This window comes from Marinobacter sp. B-12, assembly GCF_056857915.1.
Map to the genome: position 1 here is coordinate 1 of NZ_JBSXOB010000013.1, position 16,626 is coordinate 16,626.

Consider the following 16,626-nt stretch of genomic DNA (forward strand, 5'->3'; position numbering starts at 1 on the left):
AGAACCACCCTCAAGACCCAGACCCACAAGGGCGAGGGCAGCAACGAACTGCGATTCGAGGACGAAGCGGACAAGGAACAGATCTACGTCCACGCCCAGAAAGACCTGGACCTGCTGACGGAAAACAACCGCACCGAAGTCGTCAAAAACGAGAACCACCGAACGGTGGACAACAACGAGTTCAGCCATATCAAGGGTAGTGACCATTGCACCGTGGATGGCGAGAAGCGACAGACTGTCGGCGGCGACTGCAGTCAAAGCATCGGCGGCACCTTCCACCAGAAATCCGCCCAGGGCACGCTAAGTGAAGCTGGCACCGAAGTTCACCATAAGGCGGGCGCCAAAGTAGTGTTGGATGCGGGTGCAGAACTCACCATCTCCGCTGGTGGCAGCCTGCTAAAACTGGACCCAAGCGGTGTGACACTGGCGGGGCCCGGTATCAAGATCAACTCTGGTGGGTCACCGGGCAGTGGTTCCGGGCAGGGTGTGGTGATGGCAGAGATGCCTCAGACAATCGAAGCCGGCCAGCCTAACAAGTCCCAGCAAGAAGCACTTGCAGAGGTTGATCAGCGGGAGAATGCTCCGTCAATCAACGTGGAGTCCCAGCTCGCTGAGCTCAGGAAGGGTAATGCAACCTGTCCGGTTTGTGAGGGGCAAAACTCATGAATCCCGATTGCTGTCCTCTATCGGAGTCGCCGTTTACCCATGTTAACTGGCCTGATCATCATCCGGTTGGGCTTGTTCTGGATGGTGTGGCTATTCCCGACCTCGGCGAACAGATATACCAGTGGGCCGGCGACCAATCCGTTAATGCGGAGTGCCTGTTCGCGGAAACCCGTTGGGAGGCTGTATCGGCGCTTTCTCCCTGGTTAGTGTGGCTTAGCGGGCCGGAAGACCCGGTGCTGAAAGGTTTTCTGGAACTCGGCCCCGCGCGAGAACAGGGGTATCTGTTGGTGTCTGACACAGACCGTACGACCTGCTCCCGCTGGATTCAATCTCATCTGCAAATAGAGATGGCGCCGGGTTGTGAAGAGTTGGTACGCATTGCCCATCCAGCAATAGCCAGGACGGTGATTGGGGGCAACCTGCCCCGGTTCTCCGTCAGGGCTATAGACCGGCTCGTGATTCCGGATCGTATCAGCGAGCAGTGGCACCTTGTCGAGCCTCCGGCTGTCCAGCCAGGCACCACAGGTGATCAGCCCGAAAAAATGATGGCCTCGCCGGACCTGAAGAGTGCCTTCGATGCCTTCAATCGGCGTAAAGATGCACTGCAGATATGGAACAGCCTTGATGAATCGGTGCGCAAGCAGTTGGGTGGCTCCGAACTAATAGATGCTTACCCGCTGCTTCGAAGCGTGCTGGACAAGGCGATTATCAATGGTTGCAACAGCGTGCGAGAGATTATGCAGTTCCTATTCGCAAACTTGCCCCGAACAAGCTGATACAATGCGGTGATCGAAACAGTGCCCCAACTGGCTCAAGGATGAACCATGACACGGATACAACGCCCCACGGACGACCGAACAAGCAACGATCTTTTGTGCTGGGAACAGCCAGGCACCCCCATTGATGAACCCGCTTCATGCCCCTTGCTGAAAACCGTGCACCTGCTGCCCATCCGCTATGGCAGGGTAGAGGTTGCGCCTGCGGAAACCGACCCGGGATATCCGTACTCACTAACTTCTCGTCCCATCGGTTACCGTCTTCTGAGGCATGGCTACCTTTATGTCCTGGATGCCGATGCCGGGGAGCTCCACGAGTACCTGCATGAAGACGGTGAACTGACGGGCCACAATGACGGCAAGCTGGAGTACCCGGTATCCCATACGGTGTACGTCGCCTTCTCGGAACTGGCATGGACGGCCCGCAAGAAAGCCCAGGTGCTGGATGATCCTCAAGAGCGTGATGCCCTGCTGCAGAAGATCGATCTGGCCAGCGCATCGCCGCTTGGCGGCGGCCGGCATCTCCTGACACCCGACCAGGCCAAACAGTGGGTGGCGGAGTTTGCCGAGGACTACACGCCGGATTCTCCCGAAGACGGTCACCGCCAGGAAAGCGAGCCCTATCACTGGGAAAATCAGCCCTACTACCACCAGACCCGCTTTGGCAAACTGATCAAGCAGCAGGCCATCGATGATGTCTCCAATTGCCTCTGCCTTGTCCTGAGGGACGATGTGGGTGTGATGCTGGACCTGGCGCAACATCAGGACGACGTGGTGGGCTGGCTGGATGACTGGGCCGCCAGCGGCGAACAGGAAGGCCACACCGAGCGGGACTACGTACTTGGCAGCCTGATCGAATCCATGACCACCGTCAGCGATGAAGTGCTGGGCCAGACTGCGGCCAGTACCGGCGACGAAGCCCTGGATGCCCTGATTGACGATACAACGGCCGCAGAGCGCCAAGCCATTTACCAGTACCTGGACGTTCGCAAAGACTATCGCGGCCCGGAACCGCTGGGGTCAGAGGAATTCCTGCTCGAGCACCACAGCGACAACCCGCTGGTGCAGGCGCAAATGAACATGGTGGACACGCTCGGCTATGAACGCTTTCAGCAGCACCGCCCGGCCATCAACGCACTCAACCTGCAGAACTATTACAAGCTCAATGGTGCCAAGTTGGGGCAGCGGGGCATCAATGACCTGATTGACCGCGAGGGCATGGCCGAGTTTCTGTCGGCCCAGCGCAAGAAACTCGCGCGCTGGCACGCGCTACTGGAGAAAATCACCGATGACCGCGCCGCCCTCCTGTGCGATGGGCATTTCCACAAGGCGGCCTGGTATTTTGATAATCAGGACGATACGCAAATTGAGGCCGCCCTGGCCCTGCAGTACGCCTGCATGAAGGATGTCTGCCGTAGTGACAGCGCCGCCGAACGGGTATTGGCCTGGATAGAGGCCAACCCCCAGTATGCACGCCCCTTGTTTCATACGCTGCCACTGGCTGAGGAGGCACCGGATCAGGAGCCGTATACGACCTACACCTCGATAGGCAAAGCCGGTTATGACCTGACGAAAAATTCGTTGGAATGGGCACAAACGCTCAAAAACGCGGAGGCTGGCCGGCTACCGGATATCAAAGCTCTATCCGAAGACATACAGCTAAAAGCCGCCGCCGTCGGTGACACCCTGTCACCGGCCATGGCATTAGGCTTGGCCCGTGCGCTCCAGCCGCTTTATGAGGTAGCTGAGGGTAAAACCTTGCCACCGCTGGACGACATCTTTCGAGACCTACCGTTTTTCTTCAAGGGCCAGATGCTGGATGCCGTTCATGCGGGCGAGGTAGAGTTCAGGGTTGCCAGCCCCGAAGCACTGGTTGTCTTTCAGGACAACATTCGCCGCTTGATGGGCCTGAGTGATCAACTGCGCAACCTAGCCCATGAGCACGACTTGGCGAAAGCCCGCCATGGCCACCGTTCCGAGGCCGCGACTCGACTGGTGAATGAATTCAAGGCCACCCGGGAAGAGCACCGCGAACTGGGCCGCCGTGTGGCTGCGGGCATGAGCCCTGTGGAGGAAACCCAGCATGGCATCAAGCTGGAACCCGCCGAATCCGGCCGTGCCGGATTAACGGTACTGGCGCCCGCCGCTGCCCATCAGGCGATTGCAAATACCATGGCCGATTTGCGGCTTGGACGAGTGCCCACGTTGAATGTGAATACGCTCGGTGACGGTTTGGGTGTTCTTGTGGCGGTGGCGCAGGCGGTGAATTTTTACTCGGTTACTCAGGAAGCGTTGTCACAAGATTGGGAATCGGTTTCTTTGAAGCCCGTTATTGAGAGTGCTTTTGCGACAGCAGGTGCTGGTTTTCTGGCCGCCCAAAGCATCTCGGACACTTTGCTCACGGCGCGTGCTACCAAGTTGGCCGGGGCTTGGCAGCGTGGCGCGCTGAAAGCCGTTCACATTCGTCTTGGTAGGTTGCATGTTGGGCTAGGGATTCTCAGTTACGGTGCAGGCATGCTTGGTTATGCGCTGAGTATCGTAAAGCATGGGGCCGAATGGGTCGACGCGATGAAAACTGGAAACGGTGCAGCAGCCACAGGCGCAGCGCTCAGTTTTGTCGGCAGTGCCGGTCTGACCGCAACGAGCAGCTATGGCTTTGCCCGAACTTTCGATGCGGCCAGGGCGATCCGCCAGGTGGCCGTCGGTGAAGAGCGATCCCTGGCCTGGGCGCGGAGCGGCACCCGGCTTTCCAGCCTCTTCGCGCGCCTGAACCTGTTCGGGCTGGCGTTCTCGGTCCTGGAGTTGGCTGGTACCTGGCTATACAATCACTACAACCTGAGCGAGCGGGACAAGTGGCTGTTAAGTACCCCGTGGGGCACAGAGCCGGAGCGCAACAAGAACCTGAGCCTGGCAGAATATGAGGCCGCTTTGGCGGCCTTAGCCGACCCGGTCAGCGTTACGCCTGCCAACGAGGCTGGGAACGGCGCTTCCTCCGAGGTCATCCTGAATATTCACAACTGGACGCCTACCGCTCTAAATCACGATCTGGCGCTAGTCAACAAGGAGCCCTATCGCCTGTCGCTGTCCGCCTGGCAAGTGCAACCGGCCCGGTCGGGCATGTTCAACCGGCTTCCGGAAATCTGGGTGCGTAGTGCGGCACCGATTATTGAATCCATGCAGGTATTGGACAGCAGTGACCATATCAAGTTGCAATTCACGGTGCCCCAGCCGGTGAAGACGAAGTATGGCGAGAAGACCCGCGATGTCGTGGTGATGGTCCGGCTGGAGACCCTGGGGGCGGACGGTGCCTATCGCACACACGACCACCTGTTAACGCTGCCGCCGGAGCCGGTATTCCCGATCACACCGGTGGACGGCTCACCCCATGATGAGCCTCTGTGGCGCTCCATTCGCCAACCCCTGACCGCACTGGACCTGTATCCATGAGCCAATCCGAACCCTTGCGCCCGTCCCGCAAGCCCCATCAGGCCGGTGAGGTCGAATCCCTCCCGACCGGACGGCTGACCTATCTGGCTCCGAAGCCGCTTCCCACCGGCGCGTTGCCTGTGGACTTCGGGCGTGCTGTGGGTTTTGTTACGGACCACTATCTCGATTTTGGTGTTGGCAATTCCTTTGCCTTTGCCTGGCAGATGGTGTTGGGCGGGCCGTTTGTATTGTTTTTGCTCGGAGCTGTTCTCGTTCCGTTGATGGTGCTCTTGGTTGGCTTACACTCTGATACTATCTGGGCCGATGTGGTTCAGTTCACCTGGGGCGTTTTCAACCTGTCATTCTGGATCGGCCTGGGGGGGGGGGTGTTCGGTCTATTTTTGGCAATGCGATCACGCTGGAAAATGTACGAAGACGCCGAAAAAGTAGCCCCTACCCGCTTCAACCGCCAGCGCCGTGAAGTCTGCTTTGTGCCGGAAGGCCACAGCGAACCTATCTATGTCCCGTGGGAAGAACTTGAGGCGTGGGTGGTTGAGGCTCATGGCGTAAGCGAATACGGGGTGCGGCGCCAATACGGATTCGGCATCGGTTTTCGTCATCCGGAGACGGGCGAACGCTTCAACCTGGAATTTGAAACTCACGGCCTGCCGCTCTCTATTAGTAACTGGGAAGCCCTGCGGGCCTACATGGAGTACGAGGTGCACACCCTGGAGGAAATTCAACCCCAGGGAGAGTTGATGGCGTCAGACGAGCCCCAGGCACCGGGCGCAGGGCCGGAAGAAGGAATAGAGTTTTTCCACAACGCCCGGCGTAATCTCCACCGCCGCCGTAAGGCCGGTAAAGTCGGCTGGATTTACGTGTTCTTCTGGTATCTGTATCACGTGATGACCTTCTGGACGATTCCCAACCGATTGGTGGTCTGGGAAAACGCCAAGATGAGGCGGCTTAGCCAGAAGACTTTGCCGGAGAGCATGGAAAAATGGTCGCAGCCATTGCCGGAAATCGAGTGGGCACAGCCCAGTGATGAACTCAAAAAACTGAGCGCTCAAGTGACGCAAAGATTAAAGGACAACCCGGCACAGTCCGTAACGGCAATTTATGCGGAACTCTACGCGCAGCAGGAACGCCTTCGGGCCTGACTGCGCTGGACCTGTATCCATGAGCCAATCCAAACCCTTGCGCCCGTCCCGAAAGCGCCATCAGGCCGGTGAGGTCGAATCCTTCCCGACCGGAAGGTTGATCTATCTGGCTCCGAAGCCGCTTCCCACCGGTGCATTGCCGGTGGATTACGGGAGGGTCGTGGGCGCTGTCACCGACCACTATCTCGATTTTGGCGTTGGTGATTCGTTTGCCTTTGCCTGGCAGATGGTACTTGGAGGGCCATTTGGACTGTTTTTACTTTTTGCTCTTGTCTTTCCGTGTGTCAGTTATATGGCTGGCTATCATATTGGCAATGGTGTGCAGGATGCTTCGCGACTATTTTTGGCAACTATCGACCTGTCGTTCTGGCTTGGTTTGGGAGGGGGGCTGTTTGTGCTCTCACTCGGCCTGCAAACCCGCTGGCAGATGCATAGCCGCGTTGAAAAAATCGTTCCCACCCGCTTCAACCGCCAACGCCGTGAAGTCTGCTTCGTGCCGGAAGGCCACAGCGAACCCATCTATGTCCCTTGGGAAAAACTGGAAGCCTGGGTGGTTGAGGCACAAGGCGTAAGCGAATACGGGGTGCGTCGCCAGTATGGTTTCGGGATTGGTTTTCGGCACCCGGACACGGGTGAACAGTTCAATCTGGAATTCGAGACCCACGGCCTGCCGCTGTCCATTAGTAACTGGGAAGCCCTGCGGGCCTACATGGAGTACGAAGTGCATACTCTGGAGGAGATTCAGCCCCACGGCGAGTTGATGGCACCCGACGAGCCCCAGGCACCGGGTGCCGGGCCGGAAGAGGGCGTAGAGTTTTTCCACAACGCCCGGCGCAACCTCCACGCGCGCCGCAAGGCGGGCAAAGTCGGCTGGATTTACGTGTTCTTCTGGTATCTGTATCACGTGATGACCTTCTGGACGATTCCCAACCGATTGGTGGTCTGGGAAAACGCCAAGATGCGGCGGCTTAGCCAGAAGGCGCTGCCGGAAAGTATGGAGAAATGGTCAAAACCGCTGCCTGAAAGCGAGTGGGCCCAGCCCAGCGAGAAACTGAAGCGCCAAAGCAGACGGGTGCTGGAGCTGCAAAAGGCGGATCCGCAAAAGTCGGTTACTGAGATCTTTGCGCAGGTCAGCGAGGAGCTTTCAGGTGATGCCTCAATGACCGCATAAACAAGCAGTGGTAGTACTGAATAATTCGAGCCAGTTTACCCGCCAGCCCTTACTCTATGGCCAAAGTCTTCGGGGAGAGCATTGTGAACGAAGTAACGAAAGCAATTTGCCATTCGTGCAATGGCTTAAGCTAATTTGCAGTCGTTCGTCGTTGATCACGGAAGAAGTTTTAAGCTGAGGAAACAAGGATGTGGGATTTCATCGGGTACACAGGTGTTGTTGTTATTATTTTAGGTGGGCTTGCGCTCATGATGCCGCGCTATTTGAGTCAAACCAAAGTAGCTTTATGCCGGCCACTGATCGGGAGGCTGCGTGACCGCCTATCTAATTCCCACACTGCGAATCCCCATCCTCCACCACCAAATACCGAGCCGGCAATTCCGGCAGCGAGGTCGTAATCAACTCCTCCAGCCGGCCAGACGCCCGCAACTCACTGAGCCCTTCGTTGAATTTCTCCAGATAACGCTCACTCTCAGGCACAAGCCTGGACAGGATCAGGTACAAGTAATCCGATTGCAGCGGCGTGGTGTGGAATGTGATCTTGTCGTTGAGCCCGAGCTCTTTCAGCATACCCATGCCCACGGCGGGCTCCATTGGGAACAAGTCTATTCTGCCGGCTGCCAGTTTGCGAAAGTTGGATTCGTCGGAGGTGGTCGTGTCCGCACTGATGGTGCCGGCGGCGACGGCTTCCTCGAATTCCTCGCCGTAGTTGTAATCCTGGGTCAGGCCGATCCGATAGCTTTCCAGATCTTTCACTGTGTCCCAGTCGAAATCCATATCTTTGCGATGAAACAGGGCGTAGTTATGGGTGACGATGGGGTCGCTGAAGTGAAAGAACTTGAGTAATTTCCTGCGACAAGTCCAGGCGACTGAGCCATCCCGCAATCCTTTTTGAGCCAGCAGGCGGGCGCGGGACCAAGGGAAAAAACCATAGGTTACGGAAATGTCCTCTTTGGCGAAGGCCAGGGTGACGATCTGGGAAATGACCCCGAAGTGAGGTGGGGTATTCTCCATGTAGGGAGGCCAGTGGCCATTGGTGAGCCGGACGGTGGAATCCGACTCTTCAGCGTGAAGCTGGGGGGCGAGGATGTGGACCGTGGCTACGCATAGAAGCGTGGCAACGAGTCGATGTAATCCTCGAGCGAAGCGGAGCGATCCTTGCAAACACATTATTCCATCCACTACCGGTTGTGCTCGCCAGACAAAACGTCCGGCTGAGGCCACCTCCCGAAGTCAGAGAATCGAAAACCTGATAACACTCAAAAGGTAGCAGTCACTCTCAGGTTTACAACTTACTCACGGGCCGCTGTCGTTAACGGCTGTCTCCCCTGAGCGCTTTTACGTTCTCTTCCAGCAAACCGGCGTTTGCCTCCTGCGCGGTCACTGGCTCACCCGCAATGAGTTCAATTCGCGACCAGAAGCGCTTCGGGAAGTGTTTTAGCGCAGGACCACCGCAATGGCTGAAGAAACTGCCCCAGAGCCCTCGCAGCGCCATAGGCACCACCAGCACCGGACGTCGTTCCAGGATGATATCCACACCGCCGCGGAAGGTGGCTACTTCGCCGTCGGAGGTCAGGCGCCCCTCGGGAAAGATGCAAACGACATGGCCGGCGTCCAGTTCTTCGTCAATGCGTTCGAAAGCGGCGTCGTAGATCTCCGGCACGCGATTGCGAGAACCAATGGGAATGGTCTTGGCGAGCCTGAAAATTGCGCCGAGTATCGGCGTTTTGAAGATCTGGTAATCCATCACGAATCGAACTGGCCGCCGGATCGCGCCGGCAATGACGAGGGCGTCCATGTAGGTGACATGGTTGCAGACCAGCAGTGCCGGTCCTTCGTCGGGGATTCGATGCAGGCCTTCATGGCGCACCCGGTAAATCGTGTGGGAGAGCACCCAGACAATAAACCGGAGGGCGAATTCGGGCACCTGCTGGTACACGAAGCCCGCCACAATCATGTTCATGATGGCCAGTACAAGGAAGAATTCGGGGATGCTGAGGCCGATCACGCCCAGCATCAGGACGCCCATGATGGCGCTGACCACCATGAATAGGGCATTGAATACGTTCAGCGCCGCAATTACACGGGCGCGACGTTCCTCAGGCGTTTCCCGTTGGACGAATGCGTAAAGGGGCACGATGAACAGGCCGCCAAAGAAACCAATACCTAACAGGTCGATGGCGACTTGCCGGTGCTGGCTGTCGCTGATCATCATCCACCAGTCGGTGGGAACCGGGTTGGCGGGCATGTTGAAGTAGAGGTCGAGCCCGAACAGGCTGATACCGAGGGAGCCAATGGGCACAATGCCCAGTTCTATCCGGTGTCCGGAGAGTCGTTCGCAGGCCACTGAGCCTAGGGCAATGCCGATGGTGAAGATTGCCAGCAGCAGGGTAACGACGGTTTCATCACCCATAAGGTCGGTTTGGGCAAAGCTGGGGAACTGGGTGAGGTAGGCTGCACCGAGGAACCAGAACCAGGAAATGGCCATGATACACAACAGCACGGAATGGTTTTCGGCGGCCAGACGCATCAGGTGCCAGGTTTCCCGAAGGGGGTTCAGACGGATGGCCATGTCGGGATTGGTGGTTCCGGTCACCGGGACCTGCCGCGCTGCAAGGTAGCCAATGATGGCCAGGGCAAGGACCCCAATGGCGGCGAGTTTCTCCGGCTGGTCGCTGCCCATAAGCAGGCCAGCGGTAAGTGTGCCCACAAGAATAGCCACGAAGGTGCCCATTTCCACCAGCGCATTGCCGCCCACCAGTTCATCGTCTCGAAGCACTTGGGGCAGGATGGCGTACTTAACCGGTCCAAAGAAGGTGGATTGCACGCCCATCAGGAACAACAACAGCAGAAGCGATTCGTACCAGCCGACCCAGAGCCCGGCGGCTGCCAGCACCATAATGGCGATTTCAGCGAGTTTTACCCAGCGAATCACACGGGACTTTTCATACTTGTCCGCCAGTTGGCCAGCGATGCCGGAAAACAGAAAAAAGGGCAGGATAAACAGCAACGCCGCGATGTTGACCACCACATCAATGGGCAGGCCCAGCAGGCCGCCAGCGGTGTAAGTGATCAGCAATAGCAGAATGTTGCGGAACAGGTTGTCGTTGAAGGCGCCTGAGAACTGAGTCAGGAAGAAAGGTAGGAAACGTCGCTCGGAAAGCAGCCGGAACTGGCTGTGGTCGTCCATGATAGTGGTCCATCATCTCATTGTTGATGGGGAGTATTCTGCCACAAACCGATAGTTGAAACAGGGTGCATGGGGTTTCACGCTGCGCGCAGTTGTTTCAAAGATTTTCAGTATTTTACGTTTGTGGTGGGCAGCCTTGTAATTTTCGGGGTAACCTGAAGATAACCGTTTTGGAAGTTACTGTTTATGAGTCAGGCCAGATCCAAGTCTGCCAGGGAATCATTCAGGGAGAGTCGTCCGCAGTTCTGGCAGGTGGCCAAGCGTTGTTGTCAGATTGCCGCCACGGTCGATGTGGCATTCTTCTTTCTGTTTCACATGCTCGGCTCGCCTATCCTGGCTTGGGTGAATGTTGTAAGTGTCACCATGTATGTCGTGGCATACAGGGCGTTGGGCAGGAAGCAGAATGGCCTGGCCATTCGCCTGATCTGGGCGGAAGTGATTATCCACGCCGGGCTGGGTATTGTGCTTATCGGCTGGGACAGCGGCTTTCACTACTACCTGCTGATGTTTATACCGGCGCTGTTCGTAAGCATGGAGTTTCGGTCAGCGGTGATCTGCCTGCTGGCGTTGTGGAGCTATTACATCGCCCTCTATTTGATGATGTGGTTCATCGAGCCGCTGCAGCCCGTTGCCCCTGGAGCCCTGCTTGCCGTTTATCTGTTTAACCTGAGTGTGGTGTTTGCCATGTTCAGCTACCTGTCGTTCTTCTACCTCACCATGGTGACCACGGCAAACCGGAAATTGCGGCGGATGGCGACAACCGATTCGTTGACGGGCCTCTTCAACCGGCGACACATGACCTACCTTGCTGAAAAGGAGCTGGCGCGTTTCCGGAGGACGGGGCGCCCAGTTGCGTTCCTGGTACTTGATATCGACCACTTCAAGGCCATCAATGACCGGCATGGACACGAGATTGGTGATCGGGTATTGATTGAAGTCGCCAACATAATCGAGGCTCAATTACGCACTCAGGACCTGATCTCCCGCTGGGGCGGTGAGGAATTTCTCGCGGTGCTTCCAGACACCGGCCTGAATAGCGCTCAAGCCAGTGCGGAGCGCGTGCGCAAGGCGCTTCTGGCCCATGACTGGCTGGCGACAACAGATGCGACCATTAATCTGAGCATCAGTGCCGGCGTCAGTGAGTTTCGCCGGGGTGACAACCTGAATTCCGCCATCAGTCGTGCGGATCGCGCGCTCTATCGCAGCAAGGAGGGTGGCAGGAATCGTGTGGAACTGGAAGCTGGTTAGCCCGCCAAGACATCAACCGCGACGGGGGCGCCCCGGCCATTCACTGGGGACCACAAACACGCGTGACGTTTCCCGCCAGTCCCCGTCGTCAGATCGCTCAAGGGCCGCAAACAGGCGGGGAATGCCGGCAGAGCGGACCTCCTCCAGCGCGTCCTCCGTTTGGTTTTGATCAGGAACCTCTTTCTGACACCAGAGGCCAAGCCAGTGGGGCTTGATCAGCGGGACCCAGTGTTTCGTGTCCGTGATTTTCTTGTTTCCCGTCGTTTCTTTTGCGTCGAGGTTGTCTATATAGAGCCAATAGCCGCGCAGATGTCCTGACGGTATGCTGTCGGGTGCGGGCAAGGCGTTGGTCAGAGGGTAGAAAAGATACCCGGGCATGAATATCCGGGGCCGTGCGGGTGTATCAATACCCAGGGATGTCAGCAGGTTGCGGGCCTCTGGTTTTTCTGTCAGTTGGCTCTGGTGGTCTGTCAGCCGCCTGGTTTTGATGTCCAGCCGGTCCCGGGCATTGGGTCCGTACCAGAGTGGTTTGTCCTGGCCGGTTTCCAGATGGCCCAGGTAAAACTTCACGGCAATTTCGTGGTGTTCGACGACGTTGTCCGCAGGATTGCGGACCAGGAAATCGAGTTCGCCCAATGTGATGCCGTTGCTGCGGACCGGCTGGTTCTTGAGCACAACTTCCCAGCCCAGGAGATCCTGCATCATGCATTCGTATAGGCGCTCGAAATAGTGCCCAAGGCGTCGCGCCGGTGGTTCCGTGAGTACCTCCGGGCCAAGTTGGGGCGCGCTGTCCCATGCCTTCAGACGCTCTTCAGCACCATCCAGCAGGTAAGTTTCCGGGGTAAAACCCATGGGCGAACTGATAAGCTGGGGAGCATGACACATCCACGCCAAGTGGCGTACGGCTGGAACTCGGTACTGGAGATGGGCGGTGGTTTCAGGGCGTCGATTCATTCTGGCAGGATACCTCAAACCATTGATTTGATCAGTCCCGGTCATAGGCCTTGGGGCAATGCATCAGGAGAGCCGATATGCAGTACCTTCACACAATGATCCGGGTCAGCAACCTGGAAGACACCCTGCACTTTTTCTGCGAGCTACTGGGCATGGTGGAAATCAGTCGCAAAAGCAGTGAAAAGGGGCGCTTTACTCTGGTTTTCCTGGCGGCGGCCGAGGATGAGGCGAAGGCGAGGGAAGAGCGGGCCCCGATGATAGAGCTTACCTATAACTGGGATCCGGAAGAATATACTGGTGGTCGCAATTTCGGGCATCTGGCGTATCGGGTGGACGACATCTATGCATTGTGTAGTCACCTTCAGGCCAACGGCGTTACCATCAATCGTCCCCCGCGCGACGGTCGTATGGCGTTTATCCGGTCGCCAGACGGAATTTCCATTGAACTGCTCCAGAAGGGGGAGTCACTACCAGCGAAGGAACCCTGGGCCAGCATGGAAAACATTGGCACCTGGTAGGAGGACGTGAAGGTTTGCAAGATTGGAACCGGTTTAATCGCCATCGGCAGGACAGGTTGACGGTTTTTGAGGTAAAATTCGTGAAAATTCAAGACAAGGACGACCCATGCTTGCAGTGATTCTTTCTGGTGGTTCCGGCACCCGTCTCTGGCCGTTGTCCCGTGAAGCCTATCCGAAGCAGTTTCTGCCGGTGGTGTCTGACGATTCCCTGCTGGCGGAAACCATCGATCGTGGCCTGGCACTGGATGACAAAACCCGGGTGATGGCCATCACCAACGAAGAGCACCGGTTTGTGGTAGCCGCCCACTTGCAGGCCCAGGCACCGGAGCGTACCGCTGGAATCATTCTCGAACCTGTCGGTCGCAATACCGCCCCGGCCATTGCTCTGGCAGCGCTGGCCGCTGCAGAGGAAAACCCGGAAGAACTGCTGCTGGTGATGCCCTCGGACCACGTATTGAAGAATCAGGACGTGTTTCGCCAGGCTGTCAGTCAGGGTGCGGAAGCGGCCCGGGCGGGGAAGTTGGTTACATTTGGTATTGTTCCCAGTGCCCCCCATACCGGCTACGGCTATATTAAGGCTGGTGCGGCCTACGAAGGGTACAACGATGTGGCGGCTTTTGTGGAAAAGCCGAACGAGAAAACCGCTCGTCAGTATCTGGAAGAGGGCGATTATTTCTGGAACAGCGGCATGTTCCTGTTTCGTGCCGATCGCTACCTGAAGGAACTGGAAAGTCAGCAACCCGAGATGATGACGGCCTGCCGTGCTGCCTGGGAGGAGCACAACGCCGACATGGATTTCACCCGTGTCGGCGCCGAAAGTTTCAGGGCTTGCCCGGACGATTCCATCGATTACGCGGTGATGGAAAAGACCCGGGATGCGGTAGTGGTGCCCCTGGATGCCGGTTGGTCGGATGTGGGTTCCTGGTCAGCGCTTTGGGATATCCAGCCTCATGATGAAAACAACAATGTGTGCCGGGGAGACGTAATCACCGAAGACGTTTCTGGCTCTTACATCCACTCAGAAGGTCGTCTGATTGCAGCGCTGGGCATCAAAGACCACGTCATTGTTGAAACCGATGATGTGGTGCTGGTGGCGGACCGCGGCCGGGTTCAGGATGTGAAAAAGTTGGTTGCCCAGGTCAAGGCCCAGGGCCGACACGAGCATCGGTTCCATAAGAAGGTTCATCGCCCCTGGGGCACCTATGAAGGTATTGCCATGGGGGAACGTTTCCAGGTCAAGCGCATCACGGTTAAACCCGGGGCGTCGCTGTCGCTGCAGAAACATCATCATCGTGCCGAGCACTGGGTGGTGGTGAAGGGAACGGCCACGGTCAACCGCGGCGACGATGTGTTGTTGCTGACCGAAGATCAGTCCACCTACATTCCGTTGGGTGTGACCCATCGGCTGACCAACCCTGGCGTTATTCCACTGGAACTGATTGAAGTGCAGACGGGTAGCTACCTGGGTGAAGACGATATTGTGCGTTTTGAGGACACCTACAACCGAGTTTGATCGATCTACATGAAACGGCATCAGGATGATGCCCCATTACACAAGGAGAAGTGAATGGAAGACTGGCAAGGATGCCTGAGCCCCCTCTGTCAAACCGCACTGCAACGGGCACGTGATAGCGTTGCCCAGCGAGGCGGCTACGCCATCACCGTTGAGGATTTCCTGTTGGCGCTGCTGGATGGTGAACCTGCCATCTGCGGATTCCTGCGCAGCCGTGGTGTTGATATTGACGAACTGACCCGGACCATCCAGTGTGAGCAACCCATCGTGACCGAAGTGGGCGGAGAGGGCCAGTTGTCCTCACAGCTCATATACTGGTTTTCCTCTGCCCGTGAGTTGAGCGATGCCCCCTGGCTGGACTGGCCCAATCTGTTATCAGTGCTGACTCGTAATGCCGAGCGCCTGCAGGAGAAAGCCTACGTGGCGGTGTTGGAATTGGTCGACCGCTGGCCCGCTGCGGATGACCAGCAGCAAGTTGCCGAAACCTCCGACAAAGTCGATGCGCCCGTTGTGGTTACTGATCTGGAATGGCTGGAGCTGGCGGAAGATGTATCGATTAACTTGGTCTCGGTTCCAAAAGCACTGGTGTGGGTGAAAGGGGAGAGAGGCACCGGTAAAACCAGTTGGCTACAGGCTCTATTGCCGTTCCTGTATTGTGGCTTTATAAGGTTGGACCTTCGCAATGAGGCGGAAATCATGGCCAGCGACAATCCCGCCATCCCGTCCAAAGGCATCGACCGCAAGGATTATCCCGCGTTGGTTCTGGATAACGTTTCTCCGGCGGATCTGGCTGCAATGATGGCGCCCGAGCTCAGCGTGGCCCGCAGTCTGGTTACCGGATATCCGGGCCCTGTGGTCATGCTGGGGCCGGATTCACCGGAAGCGGAGGCCGCCGTTGGGCAATTGGAGCGATGCCTGGGGCGTGATTTCGATATCTTTGACATGCCCGGCACGAGTACCGGCCAGAAGATTGCCATCCTGACGGCTCATCAGCCAGCGATTGAAAAGCGCTGGAACATAGAGTTGTCCCAAACGCTTATCCGCTATGCGGCCTCAAGCCGGAGTCGGCTGGTCGGGTCTCCTGGCGGTATGATCCAGTGGGTGGAGCGTGCAGCCGCCCGGTTAAACCTGTTCTCCGAACGCGGCTCTATTGAGGGCATGGCGCTCGCCGGTAGAACCGATACGCTGCGGCGACAGTCACTGGTGGCAATAGCCAGGCAGCAGCCGACAGAAGCGCTGGAGCGAACCCTTGAAAGCCTGGCAATTGATCGTGCGGCGGCGGAGGTGGCGTGGCATGAGCGAAAAGCAGAGGGCACGCTCAGGACCCTGAAAACGGATGACCTCCGCCATGAACTCGAACGCTGGGTTGCAGCCCGCCCCGGGCCGGTTCACTATGTGGTCCATTGTGATCAACCGGCAGGAGAAACAGAAGGTGCGGGATCTCGAAATCTACATTCGTGACCTGGAGTCGTCAGCGGTATCGAGCTGGCTTGCCAGTCATCTGGACGACATTGAGCTCAGGGATGACGCGCTGGGTGACAGGGCAGTGAAAGGGTCAGCTCATTATCGGGCACATAGAGTCCGCATTAATCTGTACCCCGGTGCAGGTGGCAAGCGATACACCTCCGTGATCCTTGAAGGTGACGATCTGCCCTGGGTGTCCGACCTCGATTGCGCCCGGAGTGCCTGGCGCGCCATGGATACCGAGATTCGCTGCAGCCCCGGTGACTGGAAAGAAGGCGAGCCCGTGGAGGATGAGAAATGGTGGCGGCTGGACCAGCGTGGAGAGCAACTGGCGGTGTGGAACTGAGTCTCTTCACGGCTACAAAAAAGGGGGCAGCCGACCGGCTGCCCCCTTTTTTAAGGTTCATCGCGCTTTACCGGGAAACGCTGCTTTTATCTTCAAGAAGAAGTAGCCGTTATCCCGGTAGCCATACGCCATCCTCTTGATCACCTTGATCTTGTTGTTCATGCCTTCCAAGACGCTGGTGTTCATGCGGTAGA

14 protein-coding genes are annotated in these 16,626 nt (G+C 57.4%); 10 read left to right on the forward strand and 4 right to left on the reverse strand.

The window, feature by feature from the left end; all coding sequences use genetic code 11:
• The 5 genes from AC13D2_RS00380 to AC13D2_RS00400 form a co-directional block, all read left to right on the forward strand.
• Positions 1–666: bacteriophage T4 gp5 trimerisation domain-containing protein (locus AC13D2_RS00380; RefSeq protein WP_482938030.1), on the forward strand; the 666-nt coding region annotated here is incomplete at its 5' end.
• On the forward strand, positions 663–1,442 hold the full coding sequence (locus AC13D2_RS00385; RefSeq protein WP_292047321.1) for a DUF4123 domain-containing protein: 780 nt from the start codon (positions 663–665) through the stop codon (positions 1,440–1,442). The genes AC13D2_RS00380 and AC13D2_RS00385, both read left to right, overlap by 4 nt.
• 48 nt (positions 1,443–1,490) lie before the next feature.
• Entirely contained in the window at positions 1,491–4,889 is a 3,399-nt protein-coding gene (locus AC13D2_RS00390; RefSeq protein WP_482938031.1) for a toxin VasX, read from the forward strand.
• Positions 4,886–6,028: a hypothetical protein gene (locus AC13D2_RS00395; RefSeq protein ID WP_300498321.1), complete on the forward strand. Its 1,143-nt coding sequence runs from the start codon at positions 4,886–4,888 to the stop codon at positions 6,026–6,028. The genes AC13D2_RS00390 and AC13D2_RS00395 overlap by 4 nt, the downstream gene beginning before the upstream one ends.
• A 19-nt stretch (positions 6,029–6,047) precedes the next feature.
• Entirely contained in the window at positions 6,048–7,199 is a 1,152-nt protein-coding gene (locus AC13D2_RS00400) for a hypothetical protein (RefSeq protein WP_300498323.1), read from the forward strand.
• A gap of 324 nt (positions 7,200–7,523) precedes the next feature.
• Here the strand turns inward: AC13D2_RS00400 and AC13D2_RS00405 are convergent, their stop codons facing one another.
• Both AC13D2_RS00405 and AC13D2_RS00410 read right to left on the reverse strand, forming a co-directional pair.
• Positions 7,524–8,363, reverse strand: a complete 840-nt coding sequence (locus AC13D2_RS00405; RefSeq protein ID WP_482938032.1) for a substrate-binding periplasmic protein — start codon at positions 8,361–8,363, stop codon at positions 7,524–7,526.
• A 148-nt stretch (positions 8,364–8,511) separates the two neighbouring features.
• A complete protein-coding gene (locus tag AC13D2_RS00410) occupies positions 8,512–10,389 on the reverse strand; it encodes an MFS transporter (protein ID WP_300498327.1) in 1,878 nt (625 codons plus the stop codon).
• Between the two features lie 186 nt (positions 10,390–10,575).
• Here AC13D2_RS00410 and AC13D2_RS00415 point away from each other — a divergent pair, with 186 nt between their 5' ends.
• On the forward strand, positions 10,576–11,637 hold the full coding sequence (locus tag AC13D2_RS00415; protein WP_292047327.1) for a GGDEF domain-containing protein: 1,062 nt from the start codon (positions 10,576–10,578) through the stop codon (positions 11,635–11,637).
• A gap of 12 nt (positions 11,638–11,649) precedes the next feature.
• Here the strand turns inward: AC13D2_RS00415 and AC13D2_RS00420 are convergent, their stop codons facing one another.
• The gene (locus tag AC13D2_RS00420) at positions 11,650–12,591 is read right to left on the reverse strand and encodes a DUF1853 family protein (RefSeq protein WP_300498331.1); all 942 of its coding nucleotides are present in this window, start codon (positions 12,589–12,591) and stop codon (positions 11,650–11,652) included.
• Between the two features lie 77 nt (positions 12,592–12,668).
• Between AC13D2_RS00420 and AC13D2_RS00425 the strand changes: the two genes are divergently transcribed.
• From AC13D2_RS00425 to AC13D2_RS00440, 4 genes are all read left to right on the forward strand, one after another.
• Positions 12,669–13,109: a VOC family protein gene (locus tag AC13D2_RS00425; protein ID WP_292047329.1), complete on the forward strand. Its 441-nt coding sequence runs from the start codon at positions 12,669–12,671 to the stop codon at positions 13,107–13,109.
• Positions 13,110–13,215: 106 nt separating this feature from the next.
• Positions 13,216–14,622 carry a mannose-1-phosphate guanylyltransferase/mannose-6-phosphate isomerase gene (locus AC13D2_RS00430; RefSeq protein WP_292050352.1) on the forward strand — a complete coding sequence of 469 codons (1,407 nt, stop codon included), beginning with the start codon at positions 13,216–13,218 and terminating at the stop codon, positions 14,620–14,622.
• A 54-nt stretch (positions 14,623–14,676) separates the two neighbouring features.
• Complete coding sequence (locus AC13D2_RS00435) at positions 14,677–16,083, forward strand: hypothetical protein (protein WP_300498335.1); 1,407 nt, start codon at positions 14,677–14,679, stop codon at positions 16,081–16,083.
• A complete protein-coding gene (locus AC13D2_RS00440; RefSeq protein ID WP_482938033.1) occupies positions 16,055–16,432 on the forward strand; it encodes a hypothetical protein in 378 nt (125 codons plus the stop codon). The genes AC13D2_RS00435 and AC13D2_RS00440 overlap by 29 nt, the downstream gene beginning before the upstream one ends.
• A 57-nt stretch (positions 16,433–16,489) precedes the next feature.
• Here the strand turns inward: AC13D2_RS00440 and AC13D2_RS00445 are convergent.
• Positions 16,490–16,626 (reverse strand): transposase (locus AC13D2_RS00445; protein ID WP_482938034.1); only part of this gene is annotated, 137 nt, incomplete at its 5' end.